Genomic DNA, 23560 nt, shown 5'->3' on the forward strand with positions numbered 1-23560 from the left:
TAAGTCTTGTAGCATTTAATCTCGGTTATCGAGTAAACAAATTAGGTAAGAACATGTATAGCGATAAAACAAATAGCGAGCTCATAGAGATTTTGGATCAACATTCATTACTCACTTTTGAAGCGCAATTAAGTTTGCGAGATGAGCTAGAGGAACGTGCTGTTGTTGTAGACCTAAGCGGTTTAGAATCTACCATTGCCAATAAACTGGAACAGATACATAATTTAGAGTACTTAAAGGATTTTGGTTTTCAGGCAAATAAAAGTGTAGATGGTTTAACTGTTACAAGAACCAAAAAAGCAATGTTGACAGATATACTTGCAGTAGTTGTAGGTCTATTTGTATTCTTGTTAGGTGTTTATGGTTGCGTAAATCTGGTACTTACTTTTTTAAATGGTGATGAGTTAGACGTATTTACTTTAGCCTATAAATTTGCAATGGCAGCTTTGGTATTTATTGGATTTAGCTTTTTCAGCGGATTAAAAAGATTGTTTGATTTCTCTGGATTCGAATTAAGTAAGCACAGCGGATTGATTACGCTTAAAAAACGTTTCGATGTAAAGTTAGAAGAAATAAAAATCAATGCAGCGGATATTCATTTAGACCAAGGCGAAGAAGTTCTTTCTTTAAAATTGGGGCATGATACTATATTTACCTCCAATGCAGGAAATGTAATCCAAACCCTTACGTTGCAAGAGTTGGCAAAGGCATTGAAAACATAAATTGCTATGTTCGAACATTATTTTCAATGTCCGTATTGCTGGGAAGAAGTTTCAATGCTTCTAGACCCCTCTGTGTCACAACAAACATATGTAGAAGATTGCGAGGTATGTTGTAACCCTATAGAAGTTACTCCTCAGTTTCAAGATAATGAACTTATAGGTTTTAATGTTCAGAGTATAGAGCAGTAATTATTCTGGTATGGCAATTTTGCCTCCAAAAGTATCATCTTTATCAACTGATTTTGGGTTACCGTAAACAGTAATAGAACCTCCCGCTTTCACTTTTGCAATAACGGCTTCACTGGCATAAACTTCCGCATTTCCACCAGATAGTACAATTACGGTACTGCTTTTTGTCTTTAAACCTTTGTTTAGAAGTTTGCCGCCTGTATTTATAGTCGCATATTGGCTTCCGCTAGTTCCTGAAAGTTTTATCTCACTACCACTAGTGCTCTTAGCTGTAATGTCATTATATGCAATGTTTAGGGTTATGGTACTGGCATCTTGCGCTTCAATGGCTAGTTCGGTACCAATTACCAGTCCGGTTGAGATAATTCTAGAATTTTTATTGGCATCAATAACGGCTAGTACTTCTGTATAATGGAGCTTAATATTTAGAATGCTATTAAGTAAGGACTCTCCTGAGCACATTTTTAAACGTAGCCGACCATCATTTTCGGTAATGCTGATGTCTTTTTTATTCTCTGTGGCTATTTCAATTTTGTTCTCTTCGCCTTTTACTAGTGTAACACTTATTCTGTCGTAAACCCGTAATTCGGTGAATTCTTCTAATGGTATGGTTACATTGTTTTGTGCAATACTCGTTAGGTTAGCACAGATGATAAGAGTAAAAAGTAGAAATGATTTCATGAAACGTTGGCTGTTTAATACGGCAAAGTTAAGGTACAAAACGGGGAATACCACAAAAGGGTAGTGGTTGCTTTTAAAAGGGGTGGCTGCAATACTATTATCTAACTAAAGTTCATGAGCAATACATTGCCAGTTCAAGTGATTTTGGGGGAGTAGAAACGGATACACAAAAATGTCTCTAAAACAGAGTTGGACATGCGCACTTAAAACTCCTTTTAAAAAGTTAAATAATGGTGTAGTTGTAATTAAGGTTTGCAGTTTTGTTATCTTATACAAGTGTTTGCCTATTGTTGAATTTATGAAGAAGAAATATCTCTTAGTTGCCTTATTTGTTATTGTTGGGATTGTTGGTTTTGCCGGTTCGGAATATTTTCCAGAGACCGAAAATGAGATTGTTCCAGAGGCGTTAGATACCGTTGCTACCCGTAGAGATTTACGCAGAAGCTTCTTTGATAAACGAGAAATTTTAGTGGTCTACGGTGCCAAAGATTCAGCATTACAGCAACAGTATAAAAACATTTTAGAGGAGCTTTCTTTAAAAGAAGTTACAAAATCATGGCGAAGTGCCAAGGTAAGTTTTGCCAATGTAAATGAGGTTGCTGAAGAATCGTTGAGTTCATCAATTGTGTATTTAGTAGGCGCGGTAGATGAAAATCCGCTTATAAAAAAATACTTGTTTGGCACGCCTTTTCAAATATCAAGTTCAGAAATACAAATAGGCGCTAAACAGGTGCCAAATAATAACGCTATTCTTGGGGTATGTTTTTACCCGAGTCCTGCAGATCAAAAAGTTCCTTTCAGTTTTTTAACGGGTACCAGTGCTACTGAAGTCTATGATTTATTTGCCGAAAAAGTATCGGAGATGGGGCAGTCGTTTTACCGTCAGAATTTAGAATATGAGGTGTATGTAAATAAAGAACGCTTGGTTATGGGCGACTTCAATGCAAATTGGGGTATAGAAGGGTCAACATTTTTCAATTTTGCAACAGGTACCAAAGTATTGTTAGATACAGATGAGTTTCAATTTATAGACCATCAGAAAGCAATTAAGCCTTCGGCTGTAGCAGAAAAAGAGGCAGAAGTAAAAGCATCAAAAGCAAAGATCGTCGCTTTTGTAAATGGTAAAGACGTGCCTAAGATTACCTATAATTTTTATACCTGTACAGAAGAGAAAGGTTTAATGACGGGCAACACTGACCATTCTACTTTTGACACGATTACCAATTCCGTTCACACGATTGTCAATGAAATTTATGCCAATAATCATATTGGTAGGGATAATGCCTTGTTGCTTCACAACCTTATAGGTGAAAGTAATAAAACAATTTTTACGCTAGGGCTACCTATTTATTTTACCGATACCTGGCAAATGAAAGGGTATAAATATTGGTCTGCAAGATTGGCAGAATCTGAGAATACGTATACGGTAAGGGAGCTTTTAAATAATTCTTTTCTAGAGATGGAATCTTCCCTTATTAGAGATTGCATGGCGGGGGCGTTTACAGATTTTCTAATTAGCACTTGGGGCAAGGAAAGGTATTTAAAGCACTATAAAAATGTTTCGCTTTCAAGCAGTGAAGTGGCGAAATTAGAAACCAAATGGCAAAGATATTTAGCGGGTTTATCAAAGGCACATCCCAAGGAAAAGAAAGAATCTAAAAAATTACCCTATCTAAAAGGGTTCAATTTTGCCCACGAAGGCTACAGCATTTACAATGGCTATGGTTCTAAAAAGGCTACGGAATCTTTATTGAAACAAAAGAATATGAGTAGTAATGCCATGGCAATTGTGCCGTATACGGGCATTAATGATATAAATACACCAACACCGCTTCATTTTAGTGATAATGCGGGTAGTGAAAATGATGATGCCGTGGTACATGCGGTGACCATGGCAAGCAACATGGGAATGTATACTTTGCTAAAACCTCAAATATATGTGGGTGGTAGCTGGCCGGGAGGTATAAATATGCCAACCGATGAGCAGTGGGACAAATTCCATGATTACTATTACCGGTGGATTCGCCATTACGCGTTCTTAGCGGAAATACATGATATGGATGCATTGTGCCTTGGTGTAGAGTTTACCAAAGCAACCTTATCGCAGCCCGATGCTTGGCGTGCAATGATCAAGAAAACCAGAGCGCTATATTCCGGGCAATTAACGTATGCAGCCAATTGGGGTGAAGAATTTGAAAAAATAGAGTTTTGGGACGATTTAGATTTTATAGGTCTTAATTCTTACTATCCGCTGAGTAAAAAGGACAATCCTACAGATGAGGAGATGAGTTTACAGTTTGATACTGTGAAGACGAAAATTAGAAAAGTCTACGACCGTTTTAAAAAGCCTATTGTGTTTACCGAAATCGGATTTAGAAGTGTAGATACCCCGTGGAAGAATCCGCATGCAGAGGCAGATGATACCATAAATGAAGAGGCACAGCAAAGAGGGTATGAGATTATTTTTAAGGGCATAGAAAATGAACCTTGGTGCCAAGGCATTCTATGGTGGAAATTCCCCAGTTATATTGAATATCGTGGCGAGGATAACAATGCCTTTACACCCAACAATAAACTGGCAGAAGAAACCGTACGAGATTGGTTTACGAAGTAAGCACTATTATTTTCTTTTTGGGAACGCCAAACTATCTGCTGGGTACGTTTCTTTTAAGTAGCTCATTTGCGAGTTTGCCCAATCTATAATTTTCTGGCGTTGTGCTTCGGTGAGGTCCGCCTCTTGGTGAAGTCCAAAATAGGTATAAGAAGCCAATGGCATTTCCTTTTCTTCCACCATTTCTATAGTTTCCTCTAACTTATGGTTTTGTACAAATAAGGGCTTGTTGGTAAATTCAGAAAAGTTCAAGTGTTTCTTGCCGTCCGTTACATGCTCATCCAGAAACCACGCTATAGGCTGCAGGTTTGAATACCAAGGGTATGTAGTGGTATTGCTATGGCAGTCATAACAAGAAACTTGCAAAATGTTTTCTACATCGTTAGGTATGCTGTATTTGGTTTCTAAAGCATATGTATTATCACCAGAAATATTTTTATCCGGTCGTATAAATTGAATGACAATTAGAATAATAACGATGGCGATTCCTGCTTTTTTCCACATGATAATATTGATTTAAAGTTGCAACTGTTGCTATTAAAATTTAACAATTTTACAACTACATACACTTCATTTTCAATCTATTAAAATTTCATAATAGTCTAAAGCTGTTTTAGATGGCAATATAGTCGGTTGGGTTACTTATCCTATCGGGCAGCGGTAATCCTCAATATCTTTGGGGTATAGAAAAACAATTCTAAAATTTAAAAACATACATAATGAAAAACATTAAAATTTTATCTGCAGTAGTTATATTGGCCGTCACCTTTATTTCCTTTAAAGGAGTTCAAAAACATAAAGCAGCCGAAAAGGCAGAAATCACCGCAATTTTCGATGATTGTATAATTGACCTTAATGCACAATTGGAAGCATCGCTAAAAATGGACGATTTAAAAGTTGATGATATTAAATTGGTAGAAATCAACGAGGAAGTAAATTTAGGTTTTGATGCTTTTGAATATTTACCAATAGGATTTAATGCCTATGCAGGTACAGATTTAACCGAACAAGACTTTGATATTTTTGAAAACGAAGAAATAGTAGACTTAGGTTTTGATACTACAGCATATTTACCATCTGAGTTTAATGCCTATGCGCTTTAAGAAGTTAGTGTAGTTTAGATTAAGGTTGGTCTTCGCTTTTGTGAAGATCAGCTTTTTGTGGTTACGGATTTAATAGGTTTATTAGGTACATTTATAGCGTACCGTTAGAAAAGGATTTACATGGCAATAATGAAAGTAAAACAGGGTGAGGTTGTAAAAACGGCACTATTAATTGGTATTCTAGTTTCACTACCTAAAACCATCTATTTGTATAATGGTATCATGGAGGGGAATTTAGATTTCTCCATGTCTTGGGTGGCAGATTTTCTGTACCGTTACCTGTTCTTTTTTTGTTTCTCGTGGTCCGTTATTCAGTTGAATGCCAACATAGATTATGATAGTCTTAAATGGCCGCCTTTTGTAAAGTGGATTCTCATATTGATCATTAATATTATACTACTATTGGCAGTAGTAAAAGTGATTAAGCTGTTCTATCCACTAATAAATGGTCGGGTTTTGGATTCTCATGAAGAAGGCTGGGTCAATTTTACATTTATCAATCTATCGATCGTATTGTTTTTTATCGCGCGGTTGTTGCGGGTAAGTACAGATAAGCAAGAGAGTAGAATAGAGAACGAGCAGTTAAAGCAGCAGAACTTGGAGAATGAGCTTGCTGCACTTAAAAACCAGGTAGATCCACACTTTTTATTCAATTCCTTAAATTCGTTGTCATCGTTAATTCGGGAGAATGAAAAGGCGACCCAGTTCGTAAATAAACTCTCGTACATGTATCGTTATATTTTACAGAGTGGGGAAACTAATTTGGTGACGGTAAAAGACGAATTAAAATTTTTACGTAGCTATATTTTTTTAATGGAAACCCGTTATAGGGACCGCATAGAAATAGAAGTGGATGTGGCAGATGATTTCTTGGATCGAATGGTGCCACCGTTGGCATTGCAATCACTGGTAGAAAATTCGGTGAAGCATAATGAGATTTCCTCTACCAACCCGTTAACGGTAAAAGTATATTCTAACGGAGAATCGTTATTTGTAGAAAACCCAATTCGTAGCCGTAGCACATTGGCAGAAGGCATGGGAACCGGACTCTATAATCTTAAAAAGCGGTATTCTCTTTTGTTGAAAAATGAAGTGATTGTAACCAACGATAATGAAACTTTTAAAGTAGAACTCCCTTTAAACCAACCGGCATGAAAGTAATTATTGTAGAAGATGAACTTGCCGCCAGTGATAACCTGTCGTATCTATTGACTAAAATAGATCCAGACATAGAGGTAATTCAAATTCTAGATACGGTAAAAGCTACCGTTGATTTTTTTTCCAAGCCGCATGATGGGGTTTTGGTATTTATGGATATTCATTTGGCAGACGGAATCTCCTTTGAGATTTTTGATCAAGTAAATATTAATATTCCGATCATATTCACCACCGCTTATGATCAATATGCGTTAAAAGCATTTAAGGTAAATAGCATCGATTATTTATTGAAGCCAATAGATAAAGAAGAATTGTCTGATGCGCTAGATCGGTTTAATGCCCTAAATCAACAAAAGGGAATAGATGAGGTGCAAATACAAAGTCTGCTGCATCTAATACAGGCCAAACCGGCTAATTTTAAGCAAACGTTCTTGGTAGGTGTCGGTGATCAGTTATTACCCGTTAAAACAGCTGATATTGCCTATTTCTTTATAGATACGGGTGTTGTAAAAGCCGTAACGGTACAAGATCGGTCGTATGTGTTGGATATAAAATTAGAAGATGTAGAAGAAGCTCTAGATCCTTCAGTTTTTTATAGGGCAAACAGGCAGTTTATTGTTAGGCGAGAAGCCATTACCGCCATTAAATTCCATTTTAATAGTAAATTGTTGGTTGATGTTCACCCTGTTTGTAGCGAACGAATTGTGGTAAGCAAGGCAAAAGCGTCGGACTTTAAAAGTTGGGTAGGCTCTTAATCAACCGTTACTAGAAAAGAAATTCTCACTACTGATTTTCTATTTTATCGATCATCTCTTTAAAAAGTCCTAGCAAAAATTTCAGTTTGCCAATATCACCTGCTGCAGTAAATTTTTGATCCGCTATTTTAACCCCATACCAATCTTGTTTACTGGTTTCATTAAGAATCCAATCTAGGTTCATAGAGGCAATAGAAGTATTGGAAATGTCAATTTCAACCTCCCATCCAGGATTATCTATGGTGGTTATTTGTATAACCTCTCCATGTTCCCAATCGCCATCACAATTCTCCTTAAACCAATCTTGTATCCAATCTAAAATATCCATGTGCTATGCTGTTCGTAAACTTGAGTCGTAATTGTGTAATGTGCTAATATAGGTCTTCAAAAGTGTTATAAATGATTTCCAGTTGAAATTTGCTTGTGTACATGGAAATTCTAATTTCCAACAACCAACAACCAACAACCAACAACTAAACATTAATCGTCTATCTCCGCATCCGGTAATTCTAAAATGGTAGAAGTAGATAACGCATTACCCGCAATCCCTTTAATAGAACCGAATAGCACGTTGATATTTTCTTGAACGCCCCAAATTTGTTTCTCACGAACCGCAAAATTCTTGAATGCCGCTTTCTTCTCGTAATTCAGTTGCTTGATCATAGAATCGTAGTTCTCTATAATTCTATTAATGTTCTGTACAAACTCATTACTGGTAAGGTAAGAATATAGCAGCTCCATCTTATCACCTTTATTCTCATCCGAAGATTTAATAGATTGGGTTTTAAGCAGCAACTCACGTAATACAAGCGATACACTTTTTACCTCGTTGAATCCGCAAATCCACACACCGTTTTTCTCTCCAAAGCGATCCATATCTGGCGGAAAAGTTTCGGTTACGATCACTGCAATATCTGCCTTACAGTTAATTTGATCCTGCTTTAATTTATTAATCCAGTCGTTACTAAAGTTCTTGGTACGCTTACTCTCATAAACAATAGAACCACAGGTTTGTTGTAGCGAGTTAATAACCGTTTGCACGCAATCTGCACCACGTATACCCTTGCCCACCTCATCTATATCATCAAAAGGGTAGGTGGCACGTAACAGCTCCTCTAAAGCCAATTCTTGCACCTCGCCCTGCATTTGCATAGATCCTTGCTCTGCCTTGCGCTTCATTTCATCAATAAGCTTCTTTTGATCGTCTAGTTGCTTTTGGTATTCCTTCTCCTTAAGCGCCATAGATTCGCGCTCTTTAGCCTTGGCTTTTTCTTCAATTTCGGTCTGCTTTTCCAGCAATTCTTTTTGCACGTTCAGCTTTAGGTCCTCCGCTTTTTCTTTAAGCTCGTTCTCCCGTTTCAGTAAATCTATTTCTTGCGAACGTAATGCCCTGTTTTCCTCTTTCTTTTTCTCGTTCTCTTCTTGTAGCGCTTTTAACTTTTGCTCAAAAGATTCGTTGGTCTGCTGTTGTATTTTTTCAGATTCTTTGGCAAGGCGTTGTGCTAGCTTTTCTTTAAAAAGCTCGTTTTCTTTCTCTTTTTTCTTTTCGAATTCCTCAACTTCTAGCGCAAGTTTATTACGCTCTTTATTAAAGATTTCTGCCTGTTCTGCTACCTTACGCTCGTACTCCGCCTTAAAATGTGCTTGCATTTTACCGGACAACGCCTCTTCGACATCAAACTCATGTGCGCAATTGGGACACTTAATTTTATCTACCATCATTTATAACATACCAAATTCAACTATAAAAATACAGAACCCTTACCAAGCCTACAATATTTGATCGCACTCTTATGAAATGAAAATATATAAATGTTGTAGTATTTTGATTTACTGACAATTGTCATATGATGCCTTGCAACTTCAATCTATTTTTGTTGCTCTAAAATAACCGACCTATGATTTCACAGATGATACCCCTTGTTAATTGGAGCTATGGCGTAATTCTTATTGCCAGTTTTGGAGTAGTATGTTTAGGGCTTGTACTAGTTGTTCTAAATTTAATGAAGAACGATAAGAAAAAGCAAGAGTAAGGTTCTTATTGATACAGCACATACCTAGGCGGCACCAACCCGTTTAATCGCATAGAAACCAGCATTTGTGCTCTGTGGTGCGTAATATGGTCTGCCAATAGCATATAAATTTGGCGCTTACTTCTGGTAGATCCAAAATAGTCTAGTTCAATATCTAATTGTGCGGGTTCAACATCTTGTAAAAGCGCAATGGCTTCGGTAAACGTTTGGTCTATACGTGCCATCATTTCTGCCTTTGTTTTATTGGCAGGTTTAAAAATGGTGTCCGTTTGGTACACGCGCGCTTCTCGGTCGCCTATGAGCGACTGGCTGTGCCAATCTAGCGCATACCCAATATGCATTAGGTTCTCTGAAAAACTCAAGGACTCTTCTGTTGCTTTATACCCATACTTTTCTTCGGGCATCATATCAGCTACCAGTAATAAGTATTTGCGTGAGTTTTCTAATCGCTCTATGGAGTCGTCAATGAATTTGTCTTGTTGGGCTAGAAGCGGAGAGGAAGTTAATAGAAGTAATGTGATGATAATGAGATTTTTCATATTGATTTATTTTGATTGATGAACATCTAAGTTACTCCAATTAAAATTACGAAATCCATTTCTTCTACTTGACTTACCAGCTTTCAGGTAATGGGTCTAATAACTGTACTATGGGCGATGGTAATTGGTCTCCCGGTAACTTATGTAGAATATTGGCAAATTCACGCTCCTGAAATCCAAGGGCTGCATTCCAATATAACTCGTAAGCTCTTCCAGTACGCAGCGGTCTAATTTGACTGCCTGGCCATTCTTCTTCACCGAGAATAAATGGCGTTATATAATCTATGGCAAGCCGTATGCTTCTACCTTCAGTGCTGCGATAGGCAAATAGATCAACGTCAAGATGACGACCAAGGCGGGCAACACCTACTAGCGCACGTGCACCGTAAATACTATAGCTTAATGCATTTGTACGAATAAGTTCCTGCGGTTGGCGACCATCTATGAAAACTTGTCCAAAAATACGTGCAGGCATGCGTTCAAGAAAAGCACTTGCAATCTCAGGTTTTTCACCGTAGAGCGAAAAGAGAATGAGATGCTGATTGTACCACGCACCATGGTTATTAGGTTGCATAGCTTCTTCAATACCTTCCGGACTTTCCACCATCCAGGTAGCGAGTTCGCCAAACCACTTACGAAGGTCGGTTTGGTCTTTAGCTGTCCAGCCAGAAAAGTCCTCTAGCAGAATGGCACAATCAACCACCCAATCCATTCGGTTAGATTCTAGTATACCACCACTACTGTTATAGTCGTGACCACGGCGTTTTTGACCATAGCGAAAATTAGGGCTCATTCTAGTTTCAGGATTTAAATACCAAGCGCGAATTTGTTCTACGGCACGTTCGGCATACTTTTCTTCGCCCGTGAAATACCAAGCAGGAACAAGAGATGTTACCGCCTTGTTCATCGCCTCAAGCCTGGAGACATCAGAGGTGCGGCGGTCTGGGTTAGTAACCCCGTCGCGCCAAATGTAAGGACCATCAGGGTTTTCAGCATCTGGCCACCAATATGGGCTATAGCTGAAGTAATCATGAGCGTCGCCACTTGGTGGCAAAGCACCTTCTGCTACTACATTTACAATAGGTTGTCCAAGTGCGGCATCTGCTTCTTCAACGATTTTTTTCAAAGCAGCCACCAAATCAGCATTACCTGCTGCAAGCTCTTTTTTTATGCGAAGGAGTTGATCTCCTTGACCAAGTAATAAAGACGGAGTGGTATTGGTAATATTATTTTGAGGAAAGGTTGAAAAGAATGAAAATAGGAAAATGATAGTAATTGCAAACTGTCTCATAATAGTGTAGTGGTAATAGATTTTTATAGCAATACTTAATATCTGTTGCTTATGAAGTTAAGCATTCATTTCTTCATACTTTCTTTTTTCTTAGATAAGTGCTTACGGCAGAAACAAGTAGTGCTACGACAAGTAATAGCATTCCATAAAAAGTCAAATCACCAGATTTGCCCTCGCTTTCCCGTCCATAAATGGCTAAGACTAGTCCAGTAATAGATAGTATGATTGAGATAATGCTTAGTAGTTTATGTTTTTTCATGAAGTAAATTTCGATAGTAAGATTATAATGAAAATTGTAATCAACAATCTAATTAGATATATCATCTTACTTTATGCTTAAAGCGTATGATAAAAATGCTATTAATGCACAGAAATAGCTATTTTCAATAAGATGCTATTGAAAATAGTGATAATTGCTATCATATTGCTAGAAAATGGGGTGAAATTGTTGAATGGGTAAGTTTTGGTGAACAGGTATTGCGGATAGGTTTGAAATTGATTGGGAGGCTTTTAAATAGATTTTATGTAACGCCTCGGCTATGGTTAGTGCGGGAATTAAAAGCAGTGAACTTTCGATTAAGCACTTAGCCAAAACTTTTTATTTTGTTTTATCTTTTCTTTTTAAAGCCAAATCAAAAGATTTGGCGGACTTGGTTAAAGGCTCTAAATTTTGGATTCAGTACAAAAACCCGCATTAACTATAGCCATTGTTGTGTGTTCGTGCTTTATGATTTTGTTTGCTTTCTTAATCCGATTACTGCATTTTTTACATCTTGTTTAGCATCTTTATCACTCCATTCTTTCCAGAACTTGACGGTAGCACTTTCTGGTTTTATTGTTGGCTCATCAATTAATATTCGAGTTGGCAATAAAGAGCAATCTCCAACCACAAGAGCTTCTCCAATATCTAAGACAGGTAAAACATCAGTTAATCCTGCAAGGTTGTCAGGTAAAAGTTTCTTAATAACAGATTGGTCTTCTGCATTTGATAACCTCAATGATATAAAATTGTTACATTGACTTAAAACTGTTCTGTTTACTTCTGAAGGTCTTTGACTTATTACGGTTAAACTAACTCCATACTTTCTCCCTTCTTTAGCTATTCTTTCAAAGCTTTTTAAACCTAAACTACTAGCAGAATCTTGACTAGTTCTTTCGGGTATGTATAAATGAGCCTCATCACATAATAGTGATATAGGATGTTGATTTTCTTTTGATGTCCATTGTTGAATACTAAAAACTAACCTAGCTACTAACCCTATAATTAATGGAAGAACGTCAGATGGCACTTCTGAAAAGTCAAGAATTTTGACACCCGCATTATTAGAATTTATTTCAGAACCTAATATTAAGTTTTCACATAATTTAGACATCCAATTAATATCAAGTTCATCAGTTGAGATTTGAAATAAAAAGCCTAGTCTTTTATCTTGACTTTTAGCTTCTAGCCTTTGAATGAATCTAGTTAATTTTCCATTGAATGGACCAGCTTTATCTCCTCTAGCACCTGCAACCCTTTCTGTATCAAGACTCTTTAATTTATTGATTACATTATCCATTTTGTATGGAATAGGACTATCTATTGTTATTGCATCTTTAAATTCCGTATCTCCAATTGAATTCAAAAAAGCTAATTTTTCTTCAAATACTATTTTAGAAAACAGCATTGCTTGATTTGGAGCATTACTGTCGCTTCTATCTAATAACATAGCTAGCATTTCTTCATAAGATAGTAGCCAATAGGGGAGCATTAAAATTCCTTTTTCTAAGTTTCCCTTTTTACCTAAATCTGACGGAGTTGCGACTTTAAAGTGTTGTATTCCATTAGCTTTAAAGCTGTCTGTACTGTATTCACCATGAATATCAAATAACAACGCATTTGCCATTGGCAAAGTAGCAACTTGTTCTATTAGTTTAGCTACACACCAAGATTTACCAGAACCAGTACTACCAACTATAACCGCATGACGTTGAAATAATTTATCCCCATCTAAAAATGCTTTAGCTTGCTCGTCAATAGAATAATTACCAATTGATAATGGAGTGGCATAATCTTCTTGTGTTGATATGGTTCTCATAAAATTAGTAATGTTTTCTCCTTCTAAAGAAAAACACATTGCATCAATTTCTGGGACAGTATCTAAAGTTCTTTTAAATACATTTTCTTTTGAGCCATATTTGTCTAAAATTGTTCCGATTAAATTAACTTTAATTATATTTTCCGTTAAAATAAAACTGGAAAGCTCACTGTTTTCAACTTCTGTTTGGTCGTCAAATTGCTTTCTTGTAATTCTATTAATTATACCAATTAAGAATTGTCCAGATTTTGAACTTTTAATAGCTACAAGATGATTTACTTGTAAGCGTCTTAATTTGTCTAAATCTTCTATTTTAATAACTAAAGTAGACGTGTCAACACTATACACTGTTCCAATGGACTGTTTATCTTCAAATTTGAATATTGACATGGTTATTTGATTAGTTTAATAAATTGACTTAATTCCCAATAGCTAACATCATTAATTACTTGTTCTCCGAATTTTGAAGAAAATACTCTTGAATTCTTTGAGTTACTTTTGTCTTCTTCAATTAGAATATAGTTTGGGCAATCATTATCAATAATAGTTTGTTTAGTTTTTGGTGTTAATTCTTTGGTTATTACTATAATTGGTTTTCCACTTTTAATTTGACCTGTTAGTTTTGGTTGAACATGTAAATCATTAAAACCATAACCTATACAAATAAAACCTCTTGCATTTTCAATCTCTGAATCTGCTTCTGTGAAAATAGTTCTAAAAGGTTCTTGGTGCGTTTGAAAATATTTACTCAAACCAGGAGTTACAATTGATGGTATGTAGTTTTTAGGAATTGTATGTCGTAAAGGAAATTGAATATTTTCCTCATCTTTTGTTTTAAACCAATCCAAAGAACCATGCACTTTCCAAATATTGACTTGACCTGAAAATCCTTGTAAGCTTTTTAAATTGTTTTTATGGATTGTACTTGAAAAATACCCAATAGGATTTTGATTGTAACCAGTACAAATTACTCCATTAGCAAAACTTGTAGCATATTCAGCAAGTCTATCGTAATTAGTTGTAATTATTGATACTTTACGTCCAGCAGAAGACAATAAATGTTTAATTAATTCTGTTAGTGGAAAATCGATTTTTGTAGATATAAATTGTTCATAAGCTTTTAAATCAGCTGTGTTTACGGATTCCCATGTCTTATTTACAATTTCTGTTAATACTTTAGGGTTTAAATTTAAATCAGAAAGAGCTCTTTCTAAATCTTCTGTTTCATCAAAAATTTTAACAAATTCATTGAACTGTTCTATGTCTTCTGTTTCTAAAAAAGTAATATTGTTTTTTAGATATTCACCCAAAGTCCACATTGAAGGTAGAGAGAAAGGAACAGAAGCACCACTCCCTAGTATTACTAAGGGAACATTATTCGCCCATTTTTGAATTAGTTTTAAAAAATCTTCAATTTCCATTATTTGGTTAAGTCTTTTTTTGCATGACACACAACAATTGTCTATGTGCACAATTACAAATATTCGTAATTAGTATGGTGTATGTGCAATATTTCAGCTAAAGTGGTAGGGGGAGTATACTTTGCTTGGTACTGCAATATAAAGAAGATTACGGTATATTTTCTTACGGGTTTCCGTAAAATTCTAAGAAAAATATAAGGGTGTAAAGAGAATATAACGAGCTGGGTTTGTAGTTGAAATTAGTACACCGTAGCACCCACCCCTCAATCCCCTCCCGAGAGGGGAGGTTTTCTTTTTTGGTTGCGGTTTTTTTGGTTGTTGGTTGTTGGGGATTTGCGTTTTTATAATGCCAGCGCTCGCCCCAACCCTAAAGGGTGCCCGCGCGCAGTTCGGTGTTGATATATCTAAAAAAATGAATAATAATTATAAGCTGTTCCCCTCTTGGGAGGGGCTAGGGGTAGGTGTTTTATTCTATAATTTCATAGTCAATACTAAGCTTTCGCAAAGCACGTAATGCAGACCCGGTATTTTTATCATCCAATTCTATGTCAACGGCATCACCTTCTAAAAGTATATCGGTAAGTTCATTTGCTAGCGATGCACTACAGTTAGTTGATATCTCTACAATACAATTGGCAATAGCCCTTCTGTCTGGTCTTGGGGCATCACAAGACAATAAATTGATTTTCATAATGGTAATTTATACATGCAAGATACCAGTGTTGGGTGAGGAAATGGGTATAGGTATGTAATTATTCAATTATAGTTTTTAGCTGTTCCCCTCCCAAGAGGGGAGGTTTTCGTTTTTGGTTGCGAGTTTGTTGTTTGTTGGGAAATTGCGTTTTTATAATGCCAGCGCTCGCCCCGACCCTAAAGGGCGCCCGCGCGCAACATTGAGTTAATTTCATCAATTAGCGCTTCAAATTCATTTATAACTTGATTATTTGTAAATCTAATTTCTGAAATACCGATATCCTCTAGGTACATCGTTCTTTCCTTATCTTTTTCTATTTGTTCTTGTTTTAAATGATAACCACCATCAATTTCAATTGATAGTTTTAATCTATGACAATAGAAATCTAAAACATATCCTGCAATGGGGTGTTGTCTTCTAAATTTGAAACCCTGTGGTTTGTTTTTAAGATAATTCCATAAAATACATTCTGTTTCAGTCATAGAAGCTCTCAGTTTTGCGGCATTTCTAAATACCGAAGGTGTTGCTCCATGATGCATTCCAGATATGTTTGTTTTATCTTTTTTCATTTCTCTATTGTAGAAAATCCACCCTTTAGAGTTGGGGCAAGATTTTCGGGCTTCTTGTTTTGTTTCTTAATGTTCTGGCGAGTTCAACTAATTTTGGATTATATGGAATAATCTTTCTCATCGTAGTACCCACTCCTTTATCCCCTCCCAAGAGGGGAGGTTTTCGTTTTTGGTTGCGAGTTGTTGATTGTTGGGGAATTGCGTTTTTATAATGCCAGCGCTCGCCCCGACCCTAAAGGGCGCCCGCGCGCAATATTGAGTTAATTTCATCAATTAGCGCTTCAAATTCATTTATAACTTGATTATTTGTAAATCTAATTTCTGAAATGCCGATATCCTCTAGGTACATCGTTCTTTCCTTATCTTTTTCTATTTGTTCTTGTTTTAAATGATAACCACCATCAATTTCAATTGATAGTTTTAATCTATGACAATAGAAATCTAAAACATATCCTGCAATGGGGTGTTGTCTTCTAAATTTGAAACCCTGTGGTTTGTTTTTAAGATAATTCCATAAAATACATTCTGTTTCAGTCATAGAAGCTCTCAGTTTTGCGGCATTTCTAAATACCGAAGGTGTTGCTCCATGATGCATTCCAGATATGTTTGTTTTATCTTTTTTCATTTCTCTATTGTAGAAAATCCACCCTTTAGGGTTGGGGCAAGATTTTCGGGCTTCTAGTTTTATTTCTTAATGTTCTGGCGAGTTCAACTAAATTTGGGTTGTATGGAATAATCTTTCTCATCGTAAGACCCACCCCTTTATCCCCTCCCAAGAGGGGAGAAGTACGCTTTTGATTGCGAAATTATTGTTAGTTGAAACTTCTGTTTTCATAAAATTATTCTTAGAATATATTTTATTTAAAGACGCTAGTTGTTCCCCTCTTGGGAGGGGCTAGGGGTGGGTGATAAGACTAAATAATCTCACACTATTCCACCTTCTTACCATTCATTTCTTGCCCGTTTTGAAATAGAGTTAAACTTTCAATTGCTCCGTTTTCATCTTTAATAAACTGAATTTGAGCAGCAACTTCTTTTAAATAAAAAGTATCGTTCGATTTGGCGAGAATATCCAACATCGGCTGCCCTGTTGCTTGTGCTTTTAATTGCTTGTCTTCTTTGGTTATGGTAATTTTAAAAGTGGGCATTAATTCATAGACACCTATGTAGCTTTCTAATAGTGCCTCTGGTACTTCGAACACTTTTGTTAAGTTACTGGTATCGACACCTAATTTTGTAAGCATATCTATGGCATTTTCATTACCAGGATTCATTTCTACCGCTTTTGTATAGTTCTCAATAGCACCTTTGTTATCGCCAGATTTCATTAATGCTTCGGCATAACTATCATATACATTGGCAGATTTTGGATACGCGTCTACGTTCAGTTTAAAAACTTGAATAGCTTCTTTGGTTTTGTCCGATCTCAATAGTTGATATCCCGTTTGGTTCATTTCATTTTCATTGACATCAAAATCTTTGTTGTCTTTATTTTTATTAAAATATGCAACCCCTGCATCAATACCTTTTGATGCTATGACCTCTAAAAGTTTAGATGCTAAAGGAGTTTTAGGGAGGTCGTAACTTTTATCGTTTATGATACCAAGTATAGATTGCGTGATTTTACCTAATGGGGCACCACCTGTATTGTTTAAAAGCACAATCAATGACTTGTCTGAAAGCTGTCTTGAAATTTGTGTATTGAATCCGTTAATACCACCAGCATGGGTAATTACTGCTATACTATCGGTTGTGTTACCTAGGGCTTCAGTACCTACCATCCATCCGTAGGCATAATAAAAACTGCCGAAAGCGGGTATGCGTGGTTTAAAATACATATCCATATATTCTTGGGGTAACAATTTGTTGGTATACAATGCTTGGTCCCATAGATATAAATCTTCTACGGTAGCGTATAACGATCCTGCAGCATACGGAATAGACATATCTAGGAAAGAGGAATTGATAAAACCGTTTCCATTATTTTCATAACCTGTTGCTCTATTTTTTAGGATGTCGGAATGATGATCGAATCCGGATTCCTTCATACCTAATGGAAAAAATATCTTCTCGTCTAGCATTTCTTCATACGTTTTACCGGATAGTTTTTCAATAAGCACTCCCAATAAAAAATAACCGGAATTACTGTAATTGAACTTTTCGCCGGGAGTAAACTCTAGCTCCATATCTTGAAACTTTGTAGTAAACTCTTCTGGTGTGTACGGGTCTCTACTTACGTCTTTGAAAAAATCGGGAAATGACGTGTAGTTCGGTATACCAGAAGTATGGGTTAATAAATGATGGGTGGTAATTTTGTCTCCGTTTTCTTTTGGATACTCTGGCAAGTAGTTAGTAATAGGTGCCTGCAGATCTAGTTTACCTTCGGCTACCAATTGTAGAATAAGCATGGCAGTAAATTGCTTGGTCACAGAGCCTAGGCGATGTTTGGTGTTGGGGTTATTTGGAATATCCCATTCCATATTCGCCATGCCATATCCCTTTTTGAAAATGACCTTTCCATCTTTGGCAACTAGAGCAGAACCATTAAATTTAGAATAGGCTAGATATTCCTTTAAAAGCTCATCTATCTGTTCGGCTTTCGTTTGGCCGTATGCTACAGTACCTGAAAATAATATTACGGAAAAGCCTAAAAGAAGTGTTCTGATTAAAATGTGATGCGATGATTTCATGATGTTGTTTTTTAATTGATTGACTATAGTACCAACAAGTGGCTTCTACTCGATAATCGAGATTCAAATGCCGCGACGATTGTGTCGAAATATTAATTATTTTTCAATACAATGTATCGCGGGCTTGCCCCGAGGTTATTTACTTTTCATTCTTATAAATGACTCCACCTTTCATTACAAACTTCACATGTTCTAAAGTGGAGATATCATTTATGGGGTTGGCATCTACGGCAATAATATCTGCTAGTAACCCTTGTTTTAGCTCACCACGATCCACAAGACCTAACATTTCTGCACTATTGGTGGTAGCTGTTTGTATAGCTTCCATAGAATTCATGCCACACTCCATTAATGCCGCAAATTCAATAGCATTTTTTCCATGAGGGATGATAGGTGTATCTGTACCAAAGGCAATTTTCACATTAGCTTTTATAGCATTCTTCAGGTTTTGCTTGGCAATAGGCATTACATATTCAGCTTTACCGGCCATAACGGGATCCATTTTATCGATCATAGGCTCGATTATGGTAGCGAGTCCTCTTGTTGGTACTAGGTAAACTCCGTTTTCTTTCATTAACCGGATGCCTTCTTCATCTATTATAGAACCGTGCTCAATAGAATACACACCAGCCTTAATAGCTTCTTTAATACCTTCGGTACCATGTGCGTGGGCAGCTACTTTAATATGATGTCTAGCGGCTTCGTCTACAACGGTTTTCATTTCTTCATTACTTAATTGTTGTGCGCCTATTGCATCTTCCATAGAAAGTACACCTGCCGTTGCATGCATTTTAATGAATTTAGCACCATGTTTAATTTGATATCTCACTGCTTCGATAGCATCATATTTTCCGTTGATGATTCCGTCATTAGGTCCAACAGTCACTAATCCCTCGGCAAGACCAAGAGAAATATCTCCGTGTCCGCCACTAATAGAAATCATATGTCCCGATGGAATAATTCTAGGTGCAGCGATCATCCCTTTATCAGAAGCCTCGGAAATGGCAACATCGATAAGTTCGGGTGTAATATGTAATTGCCCGATACTTCTTATGGTAGTGAACCCAGCCATTAATGTTTTTTCTGCATTGACCACAGCCCTAACAGTACCTTGGCTAGCACTTTCTTTATAGACATAATCCCAGCTGCCTGTAAAATCACCGTCTAAATGCACGTGCATATCCATAAGACCCGGTAAAAGTATTTTACCCGATAGGTCTACAGTTTCTACACCTTCAGGCAATACCTTTGGATTAATAGATTTTATGGTTCCGTTTTCGATGAGCAGATTAGCCGGAGAAATTAATTTTCCGGTTCTGACATCTAGGTAGGAATCTGCTATGATCAGTTTAGATTGGGCATGAATTGAGATGGATGTTGTTACAAATAGGAATAACAGTAAAAAATGTTTCATAAATGGTAGTTTGGTTCTTGTAGCCTTTTATTGGGCTAGGTTTATACTATATATTTTGAATATGAAAACTAACAAGCATTCACTTCTTCCCAAAAGGATTGCGAATAATAGTTTCAGAATTTTTAATTAATATTAGATGTGCTTAAGTGGTAGGGGAGTGTACTTAGCTTGGTCTACTGCAAGATACAGAAGTTTGATGGTATTTTTCTTATGATATTGAAATTCAGAAAAGCGCGTTTTATTTTATGTTAGGTTGATAAATTTAGAGCCATAATTATGCTCTAAATGGTGTTTAGGTTTAAGATATGATTTTTGCTGATTTAGGTACTGATAGCATAAAAATCGTCCCATTGAAGGGTTTCATGCCCTTTACCATCTTTCAGAATATTCTTTGCCATGGCTTGCCCTAAAATGCTAACGGGAACACCTCTATATTTTCGTAAACCTCCAATTAATACCGGTTTTAATAATGGCCATACTTTCAAGGTAATTGCTTGCCCAATGCCGTAGCGATTGTTGGGCGTTAATATCATAGAAGGTTGAAAAATACTTAGTCGGTCAAAATTCAAAGCCTTTAGCTCTTCTACCAACTCGCCTTTAGTGCGGAGGTAAAAAGATGATGAGGTAGAACTAATACCTACCGATGCCAATAATTCAAAATGTTTCACTCCGGCTTTTTTACATTCCGTCGCAAAATCCAATACTGCGGTTTTATCGATTTTTATAAAATCTTCTTTACTGATTTTTGAAGGCTGACCAACCCCAAGTGTACAAATTGCAATGGTATTATTTTGTACAAAGTTCTGGTAAGAACTAGCATCACTAATATCTATTTTATGCTGTTGCACGTTGCTGGCAGTAATATTAGAAATAGGACTTCTGCCCAGCAAGGTAATTTGCTTAATATTCTTTAACTGAAGAAGTGTATGTAAGGCTTTTGTACCTACTGCACCACTTGCACCTAACATAACAACTGATACTTGATTGGATTCTAAAGTCATGGTCTATTTTTATCTTAGGCTAAGGTCGATAATTTATAGCGCTCTTAACCAATTTTCAAAGACAGATTGAATTTAGTATCTGCAAAAGAACTCCCATATCAGTTCATTGGCATTAATGCCCGAATTTTCTAAAGTAGGTAAATCGTGTCCAAACTCTTTCAACTTATAATACCAGACTTCATTGTCGTTTATACACGTTTTGTAGTGATAGGCATCAATAGTATTTGAAATAGTCAAAGTGTCAATTTTAGTACATTGATTAAATGCAGCCCAATATTTCATAATGATATCCATATGTGGAGCACCTCCCCATCCATATTCGGTAGACATACTGCCGTCTATAGGAACAACGCTGTCTTTTACTCCGGAAATCTGTAAAATAGGTACTGGTTTGGAGATTGTTTTTCTGGTGTCCCAAACGCGCCCTGTCATAGTTCCCGTTACAGAAGCCGCAGCTTTAAATACCTCTGGAGCTTCTGCAGCCAAAGTATAGCTCATAAAACCGCCATTAGAAATACCACACGTAAAAGTTCTATCTGCATCTAGTTTATAAGTGGTTTGTAGCTCTTTTGCCAGCGCAGTTAAATAGCCAACATCATCAATAGATGTAGAACCTAGCCCGCCAGACCAATAGGGCTGACCTGTATTAACATCTAAAGTACCTTGTGGGTAGCAGACAGCAAACTTGTGTACTTCGGCAAGACTATCTAATTGAAGGCTCTGCATATGGTCTTTTGCGTAACGCCCATAACTATGAAGCACAAAAACTAACGGGGCATTTTCTGGTAATTTTTCAGGAATATAAAGGACATATTCACGGTCTATGTTGTTGTGATGAAACGTTGAGCTGTAGAGTCGTTTATTACAAGAATAATAGAGTAGTGGACACATGATTAAGGTCAATATGATTTTAAGTTGGTGCTTCATTACCAAAGTTCTTTTATGACAAATGTGCTTATCTATTCAATCTCACTTTCAAGAATTTCAATAATTTTTTCCATTTTCTCTTTCAGTGTTTGTCCCTCTAAATTACAAACTTGAGAAAATGTAAAAATGAAGGTGACTAGACCTTCTAATCTTGGGTCTTTTAAAATAGCATCCACAGCTATTGGTTTTTGGCTTTTACCGATGGTTAAAATTTTGTCGTTTTTACCCTTATCCAAAAATCCCATTCTAAGTTCTTGTGCCCTCCAAAAAACGTGGTTTGCATTACGCATAATACCTACTTCTTTCATAAAAGGTATTATTTCAGAAATGTAATGGTCATGTTGTATATGTTCAGATTCTGAATAGGCTTTTACGTCCGATGTCCAGTGAGACAAAGCTTGTTTCAGTGAGTCATTTTGTATCAATTTAATATTGCCAGAATTCATCACATCATTTTCTATGGGGTCAAAAGTTGGGTCCATAAAAAAAGTAGCAAAAATTACGGAAAGTGAATCTTCACTTATAGTTTTGTTTTTTGCGGTAATGTCCAGAACATTTAAGCTTTCAGCGATTAGTCTACGCCTCATTTCAATTTTATTTTCTAACTGTATAAGGTTCGCTTTATAATCTGTTGCTAACTGTTTTAGAATTACCTGTTCTTGCGCTAAACTTTTTCGATTTTCATTGGAATTGTTAATAGCCAAGGCAATCAATATTCCAACAACAACTAGAATAATTTCTCCTACAGCGTATAGTAAGTACTTACTGAATCTACCTGTCGAAGAGGAAGGATTATTTTCAGAGATAAGTTGTAAACGAATTTTCCGAAAGAATTTTATCATAGATATATTTTTAAGCTAAGAGCTATATTTTTCTGCATACCCGATCATTGATGAGTGCGGAAATGAGTATCCATTTTCATTTCTAAAAGGCTCGCAATTTTTAATAAAATCAGCTTTAATGGCTTGTTGTTTCTCTTTAGGGAATAAATGCAGGTTGCCCCAATCCCAACAACCATTTATAAGTGGGTCTAGCGAATCCATCTTCCACTGCGTATCTATCTTTTCTAGTTTAAAATTTTTCAGATTCGCTTGAGTTGCAAGTTCGTCATAAGTCTCAAAATCTGTAACTCCGAATAACGGACCGTGAGGCAGTGCTGATAATTCATGATGATTAGCGAAGGCTTGAAAAAAAGCACCTAACGAGCTTTGTTCTTCATTTGCTCCCCAAACAGCGAAGGCAAATTTTCCATTCGGTTTAAGAACTCTACTTATTTCTTTAAAGACCTTACTTGGTTCTGCGAAATGATGCACTACAAAATTTGAAATCACCACATCTTTTGAGTTGTCTTCAATTGGAATGTTCTCTGCATCAGATTGTTTAAAGGTGATATTTTGATGCGTACTACTTGCTTCCGCTACCATTTTTTCGGAAAAATCTATTCCAATTACGTCAGCTCCAGAATCACTAATTTTCTTAGTAGAGTTACCTGCACCACAGCCAATATCCAATACAGAACTAGTAGGTTTAATAACCGTTTTTCTTATTAATAATGGCAACGTTTCATTAGTTAAAGTAGCCCAAGTATCATTATAACTGGTAGCGCATCTTGTCCATGTTTCTAATTCATATTCACGAACTTCATTGTTATTTGGTTTACTCATAGTAATGGTTTTAGAAATTT

24 protein-coding genes are annotated in these 23560 nt (G+C 36.4%); 7 read left to right on the forward strand and 17 right to left on the reverse strand.

What is annotated here, in order from left to right:
- Positions 1-53 precede the first annotated feature (53 nt).
- Positions 54-722 (forward strand): hypothetical protein, encoded by a 669-nt coding sequence (locus P178_RS0109720; RefSeq protein ID WP_027066054.1) that lies wholly within the window; start codon positions 54-56, stop codon positions 720-722.
- Between the two features lie 6 nt (positions 723-728).
- Positions 729-911, forward strand: coding sequence for a CPXCG motif-containing cysteine-rich protein (locus P178_RS0109725; protein ID WP_027066055.1), 183 nt, complete (start codon positions 729-731; stop codon positions 909-911).
- Here the strand turns inward: P178_RS0109725 and P178_RS0109730 are convergent, their stop codons facing one another.
- Positions 912-1592: a head GIN domain-containing protein gene (locus P178_RS0109730; protein WP_027066056.1), complete on the reverse strand. Its 681-nt coding sequence runs from the start codon at positions 1590-1592 to the stop codon at positions 912-914.
- Positions 1593-1890: 298 nt separating this feature from the next.
- On the opposite strand from P178_RS0109730, the gene P178_RS0109735 reads away from it, so the two are divergent.
- On the forward strand, positions 1891-4206 hold the full coding sequence (locus P178_RS0109735) for a glycoside hydrolase family 113 (protein ID WP_155941605.1): 2316 nt from the start codon (positions 1891-1893) through the stop codon (positions 4204-4206).
- 6 nt (positions 4207-4212) lie between these two features.
- Here the strand turns inward: P178_RS0109735 and P178_RS0109740 are convergent, their stop codons facing one another.
- Positions 4213-4707, reverse strand: a complete 495-nt coding sequence (locus tag P178_RS0109740) for a heme-binding domain-containing protein (RefSeq protein WP_027066058.1) — start codon at positions 4705-4707, stop codon at positions 4213-4215.
- A gap of 215 nt (positions 4708-4922) precedes the next feature.
- On the opposite strand from P178_RS0109740, the gene P178_RS0109745 reads away from it, so the two are divergent.
- The 3 genes from P178_RS0109745 to P178_RS0109755 all read left to right on the forward strand — a co-directional run bounded on the left by P178_RS0109745 (position 4923) and on the right by P178_RS0109755 (position 7219).
- On the forward strand, positions 4923-5306 hold the full coding sequence (locus tag P178_RS0109745; protein ID WP_027066059.1) for a hypothetical protein: 384 nt from the start codon (positions 4923-4925) through the stop codon (positions 5304-5306).
- A gap of 129 nt (positions 5307-5435) precedes the next feature.
- Positions 5436-6461: a sensor histidine kinase gene (locus P178_RS21720; protein WP_197026793.1), complete on the forward strand. Its 1026-nt coding sequence runs from the start codon at positions 5436-5438 to the stop codon at positions 6459-6461.
- A complete protein-coding gene (locus P178_RS0109755; protein WP_027066060.1) occupies positions 6458-7219 on the forward strand; it encodes a LytR/AlgR family response regulator transcription factor in 762 nt (253 codons plus the stop codon). Before P178_RS21720 ends, P178_RS0109755 begins: the two co-directional genes overlap by 4 nt.
- A 28-nt stretch (positions 7220-7247) precedes the next feature.
- Here P178_RS0109755 and P178_RS0109760 read toward each other — a convergent pair whose 3' ends face one another.
- Both P178_RS0109760 and P178_RS0109765 read right to left on the reverse strand, forming a co-directional pair.
- A complete protein-coding gene (locus P178_RS0109760; RefSeq protein WP_027066061.1) occupies positions 7248-7547 on the reverse strand; it encodes an immunity 53 family protein in 300 nt (99 codons plus the stop codon).
- 152 nt (positions 7548-7699) lie between these two features.
- The gene (locus P178_RS0109765) at positions 7700-8941 is read right to left on the reverse strand and encodes a DUF2130 domain-containing protein (protein WP_081819414.1); all 1242 of its coding nucleotides are present in this window, start codon (positions 8939-8941) and stop codon (positions 7700-7702) included.
- Between the two features lie 176 nt (positions 8942-9117).
- Here P178_RS0109765 and P178_RS23645 point away from each other — a divergent pair, with 176 nt between their 5' ends.
- The gene (locus tag P178_RS23645) at positions 9118-9252 is read left to right on the forward strand and encodes a hypothetical protein (RefSeq protein ID WP_262493284.1); all 135 of its coding nucleotides are present in this window, start codon (positions 9118-9120) and stop codon (positions 9250-9252) included.
- Positions 9253-9257: 5 nt separating this feature from the next.
- On the opposite strand, the gene P178_RS0109775 is transcribed toward P178_RS23645, so the two are convergent.
- The 13 genes from P178_RS0109775 to P178_RS22625 form a co-directional block, all read right to left on the reverse strand.
- Positions 9258-9791: a DinB family protein gene (locus P178_RS0109775; RefSeq protein ID WP_027066063.1), complete on the reverse strand. Its 534-nt coding sequence runs from the start codon at positions 9789-9791 to the stop codon at positions 9258-9260.
- Positions 9792-9864: 73 nt separating this feature from the next.
- Positions 9865-11082 (reverse strand): alginate lyase family protein, encoded by a 1218-nt coding sequence (locus P178_RS21725; RefSeq protein ID WP_051638219.1) that lies wholly within the window; start codon positions 11080-11082, stop codon positions 9865-9867.
- Positions 11083-11807: 725 nt separating this feature from the next.
- A complete protein-coding gene (locus P178_RS0109795; protein WP_027066065.1) occupies positions 11808-13550 on the reverse strand; it encodes an ATP-binding protein in 1743 nt (580 codons plus the stop codon).
- A 2-nt stretch (positions 13551-13552) separates the two neighbouring features.
- Positions 13553-14581 (reverse strand): SIR2 family protein, encoded by a 1029-nt coding sequence (locus tag P178_RS0109800; protein WP_027066066.1) that lies wholly within the window; start codon positions 14579-14581, stop codon positions 13553-13555.
- Between the two features lie 466 nt (positions 14582-15047).
- Entirely contained in the window at positions 15048-15272 is a 225-nt protein-coding gene (locus P178_RS0109805) for a hypothetical protein (protein ID WP_027066067.1), read from the reverse strand.
- Positions 15273-15451: 179 nt separating this feature from the next.
- Positions 15452-15844: an endonuclease domain-containing protein gene (locus P178_RS0109810; RefSeq protein ID WP_027066068.1), complete on the reverse strand. Its 393-nt coding sequence runs from the start codon at positions 15842-15844 to the stop codon at positions 15452-15454.
- A 232-nt stretch (positions 15845-16076) separates the two neighbouring features.
- A complete protein-coding gene (locus tag P178_RS0109815) occupies positions 16077-16469 on the reverse strand; it encodes an endonuclease domain-containing protein (RefSeq protein ID WP_027066069.1) in 393 nt (130 codons plus the stop codon).
- Positions 16470-16773: 304 nt separating this feature from the next.
- Positions 16774-18534 carry a serine hydrolase gene (locus tag P178_RS0109820; protein WP_027066070.1) on the reverse strand — a complete coding sequence of 587 codons (1761 nt, stop codon included), beginning with the start codon at positions 18532-18534 and terminating at the stop codon, positions 16774-16776.
- A gap of 139 nt (positions 18535-18673) precedes the next feature.
- Positions 18674-19948 carry a metal-dependent hydrolase family protein gene (locus P178_RS0109825; protein ID WP_051638220.1) on the reverse strand — a complete coding sequence of 425 codons (1275 nt, stop codon included), beginning with the start codon at positions 19946-19948 and terminating at the stop codon, positions 18674-18676.
- 320 nt (positions 19949-20268) lie between these two features.
- The gene (locus P178_RS0109830) at positions 20269-20949 is read right to left on the reverse strand and encodes an NAD(P)H-binding protein (RefSeq protein ID WP_027066072.1); all 681 of its coding nucleotides are present in this window, start codon (positions 20947-20949) and stop codon (positions 20269-20271) included.
- A gap of 72 nt (positions 20950-21021) precedes the next feature.
- Positions 21022-21876 (reverse strand): alpha/beta hydrolase family esterase, encoded by an 855-nt coding sequence (locus P178_RS0109835; RefSeq protein WP_081819415.1) that lies wholly within the window; start codon positions 21874-21876, stop codon positions 21022-21024.
- Between the two features lie 32 nt (positions 21877-21908).
- Positions 21909-22718 (reverse strand): DUF6090 family protein, encoded by an 810-nt coding sequence (locus P178_RS22620; RefSeq protein WP_051638221.1) that lies wholly within the window; start codon positions 22716-22718, stop codon positions 21909-21911.
- 15 nt (positions 22719-22733) lie between these two features.
- Complete coding sequence (locus tag P178_RS22625; RefSeq protein WP_027066074.1) at positions 22734-23540, reverse strand: class I SAM-dependent methyltransferase; 807 nt, start codon at positions 23538-23540, stop codon at positions 22734-22736.
- Between the last annotated feature and the right edge of the window lie 20 nt (positions 23541-23560).

Origin of the sequence: Maribacter sp. Hel_I_7 (assembly GCF_000688315.1) — a bacterium.
Taxonomy (GTDB): domain Bacteria; phylum Bacteroidota; class Bacteroidia; order Flavobacteriales; family Flavobacteriaceae; genus Maribacter; species Maribacter stanieri.

What these genes read in the sequence shown, in the direction of transcription:
- P178_RS0109720 (WP_027066054.1), top strand. Translation starts at nt 54, where the DNA reads ATGTATAGCGATAAAACAAATAGCGAGCTCATAGAGATTTTGGATCAA.
- P178_RS0109725 (WP_027066055.1), top strand. Translation starts at nt 729, where the DNA reads ATGTTCGAACATTATTTTCAATGTCCGTATTGCTGGGAAGAAGTTTCA.
- P178_RS0109730 (WP_027066056.1), bottom strand. Translation starts at nt 1,592, where the DNA reads ATGAAATCATTTCTACTTTTTACTCTTATCATCTGTGCTAACCTAACG.
- P178_RS0109735 (WP_155941605.1), top strand. Translation starts at nt 1,891, where the DNA reads ATGAAGAAGAAATATCTCTTAGTTGCCTTATTTGTTATTGTTGGGATT.
- P178_RS0109740 (WP_027066058.1), bottom strand. Translation starts at nt 4,707, where the DNA reads ATGTGGAAAAAAGCAGGAATCGCCATCGTTATTATTCTAATTGTCATT.
- P178_RS0109745 (WP_027066059.1), top strand. Translation starts at nt 4,923, where the DNA reads ATGAAAAACATTAAAATTTTATCTGCAGTAGTTATATTGGCCGTCACC.
- P178_RS21720 (WP_197026793.1), top strand. Translation starts at nt 5,436, where the DNA reads ATGAAAGTAAAACAGGGTGAGGTTGTAAAAACGGCACTATTAATTGGT.
- P178_RS0109755 (WP_027066060.1), top strand. Translation starts at nt 6,458, where the DNA reads ATGAAAGTAATTATTGTAGAAGATGAACTTGCCGCCAGTGATAACCTG.
- P178_RS0109760 (WP_027066061.1), bottom strand. Translation starts at nt 7,547, where the DNA reads ATGGATATTTTAGATTGGATACAAGATTGGTTTAAGGAGAATTGTGAT.
- P178_RS0109765 (WP_081819414.1), bottom strand. Translation starts at nt 8,941, where the DNA reads ATGATGGTAGATAAAATTAAGTGTCCCAATTGCGCACATGAGTTTGAT.
- P178_RS23645 (WP_262493284.1), top strand. Translation starts at nt 9,118, where the DNA reads ATGATTTCACAGATGATACCCCTTGTTAATTGGAGCTATGGCGTAATT.
- P178_RS0109775 (WP_027066063.1), bottom strand. Translation starts at nt 9,791, where the DNA reads ATGAAAAATCTCATTATCATCACATTACTTCTATTAACTTCCTCTCCG.
- P178_RS21725 (WP_051638219.1), bottom strand. Translation starts at nt 11,082, where the DNA reads ATGAGACAGTTTGCAATTACTATCATTTTCCTATTTTCATTCTTTTCA.
- P178_RS0109795 (WP_027066065.1), bottom strand. Translation starts at nt 13,550, where the DNA reads ATGTCAATATTCAAATTTGAAGATAAACAGTCCATTGGAACAGTGTAT.
- P178_RS0109800 (WP_027066066.1), bottom strand. Translation starts at nt 14,581, where the DNA reads ATGGAAATTGAAGATTTTTTAAAACTAATTCAAAAATGGGCGAATAAT.
- P178_RS0109805 (WP_027066067.1), bottom strand. Translation starts at nt 15,272, where the DNA reads ATGAAAATCAATTTATTGTCTTGTGATGCCCCAAGACCAGACAGAAGG.
- P178_RS0109810 (WP_027066068.1), bottom strand. Translation starts at nt 15,844, where the DNA reads ATGAAAAAAGATAAAACAAACATATCTGGAATGCATCATGGAGCAACA.
- P178_RS0109815 (WP_027066069.1), bottom strand. Translation starts at nt 16,469, where the DNA reads ATGAAAAAAGATAAAACAAACATATCTGGAATGCATCATGGAGCAACA.
- P178_RS0109820 (WP_027066070.1), bottom strand. Translation starts at nt 18,534, where the DNA reads ATGAAATCATCGCATCACATTTTAATCAGAACACTTCTTTTAGGCTTT.
- P178_RS0109825 (WP_051638220.1), bottom strand. Translation starts at nt 19,948, where the DNA reads ATGAAACATTTTTTACTGTTATTCCTATTTGTAACAACATCCATCTCA.
- P178_RS0109830 (WP_027066072.1), bottom strand. Translation starts at nt 20,949, where the DNA reads ATGACTTTAGAATCCAATCAAGTATCAGTTGTTATGTTAGGTGCAAGT.
- P178_RS0109835 (WP_081819415.1), bottom strand. Translation starts at nt 21,876, where the DNA reads ATGAAGCACCAACTTAAAATCATATTGACCTTAATCATGTGTCCACTA.
- P178_RS22620 (WP_051638221.1), bottom strand. Translation starts at nt 22,718, where the DNA reads ATGATAAAATTCTTTCGGAAAATTCGTTTACAACTTATCTCTGAAAAT.
- P178_RS22625 (WP_027066074.1), bottom strand. Translation starts at nt 23,540, where the DNA reads ATGAGTAAACCAAATAACAATGAAGTTCGTGAATATGAATTAGAAACA.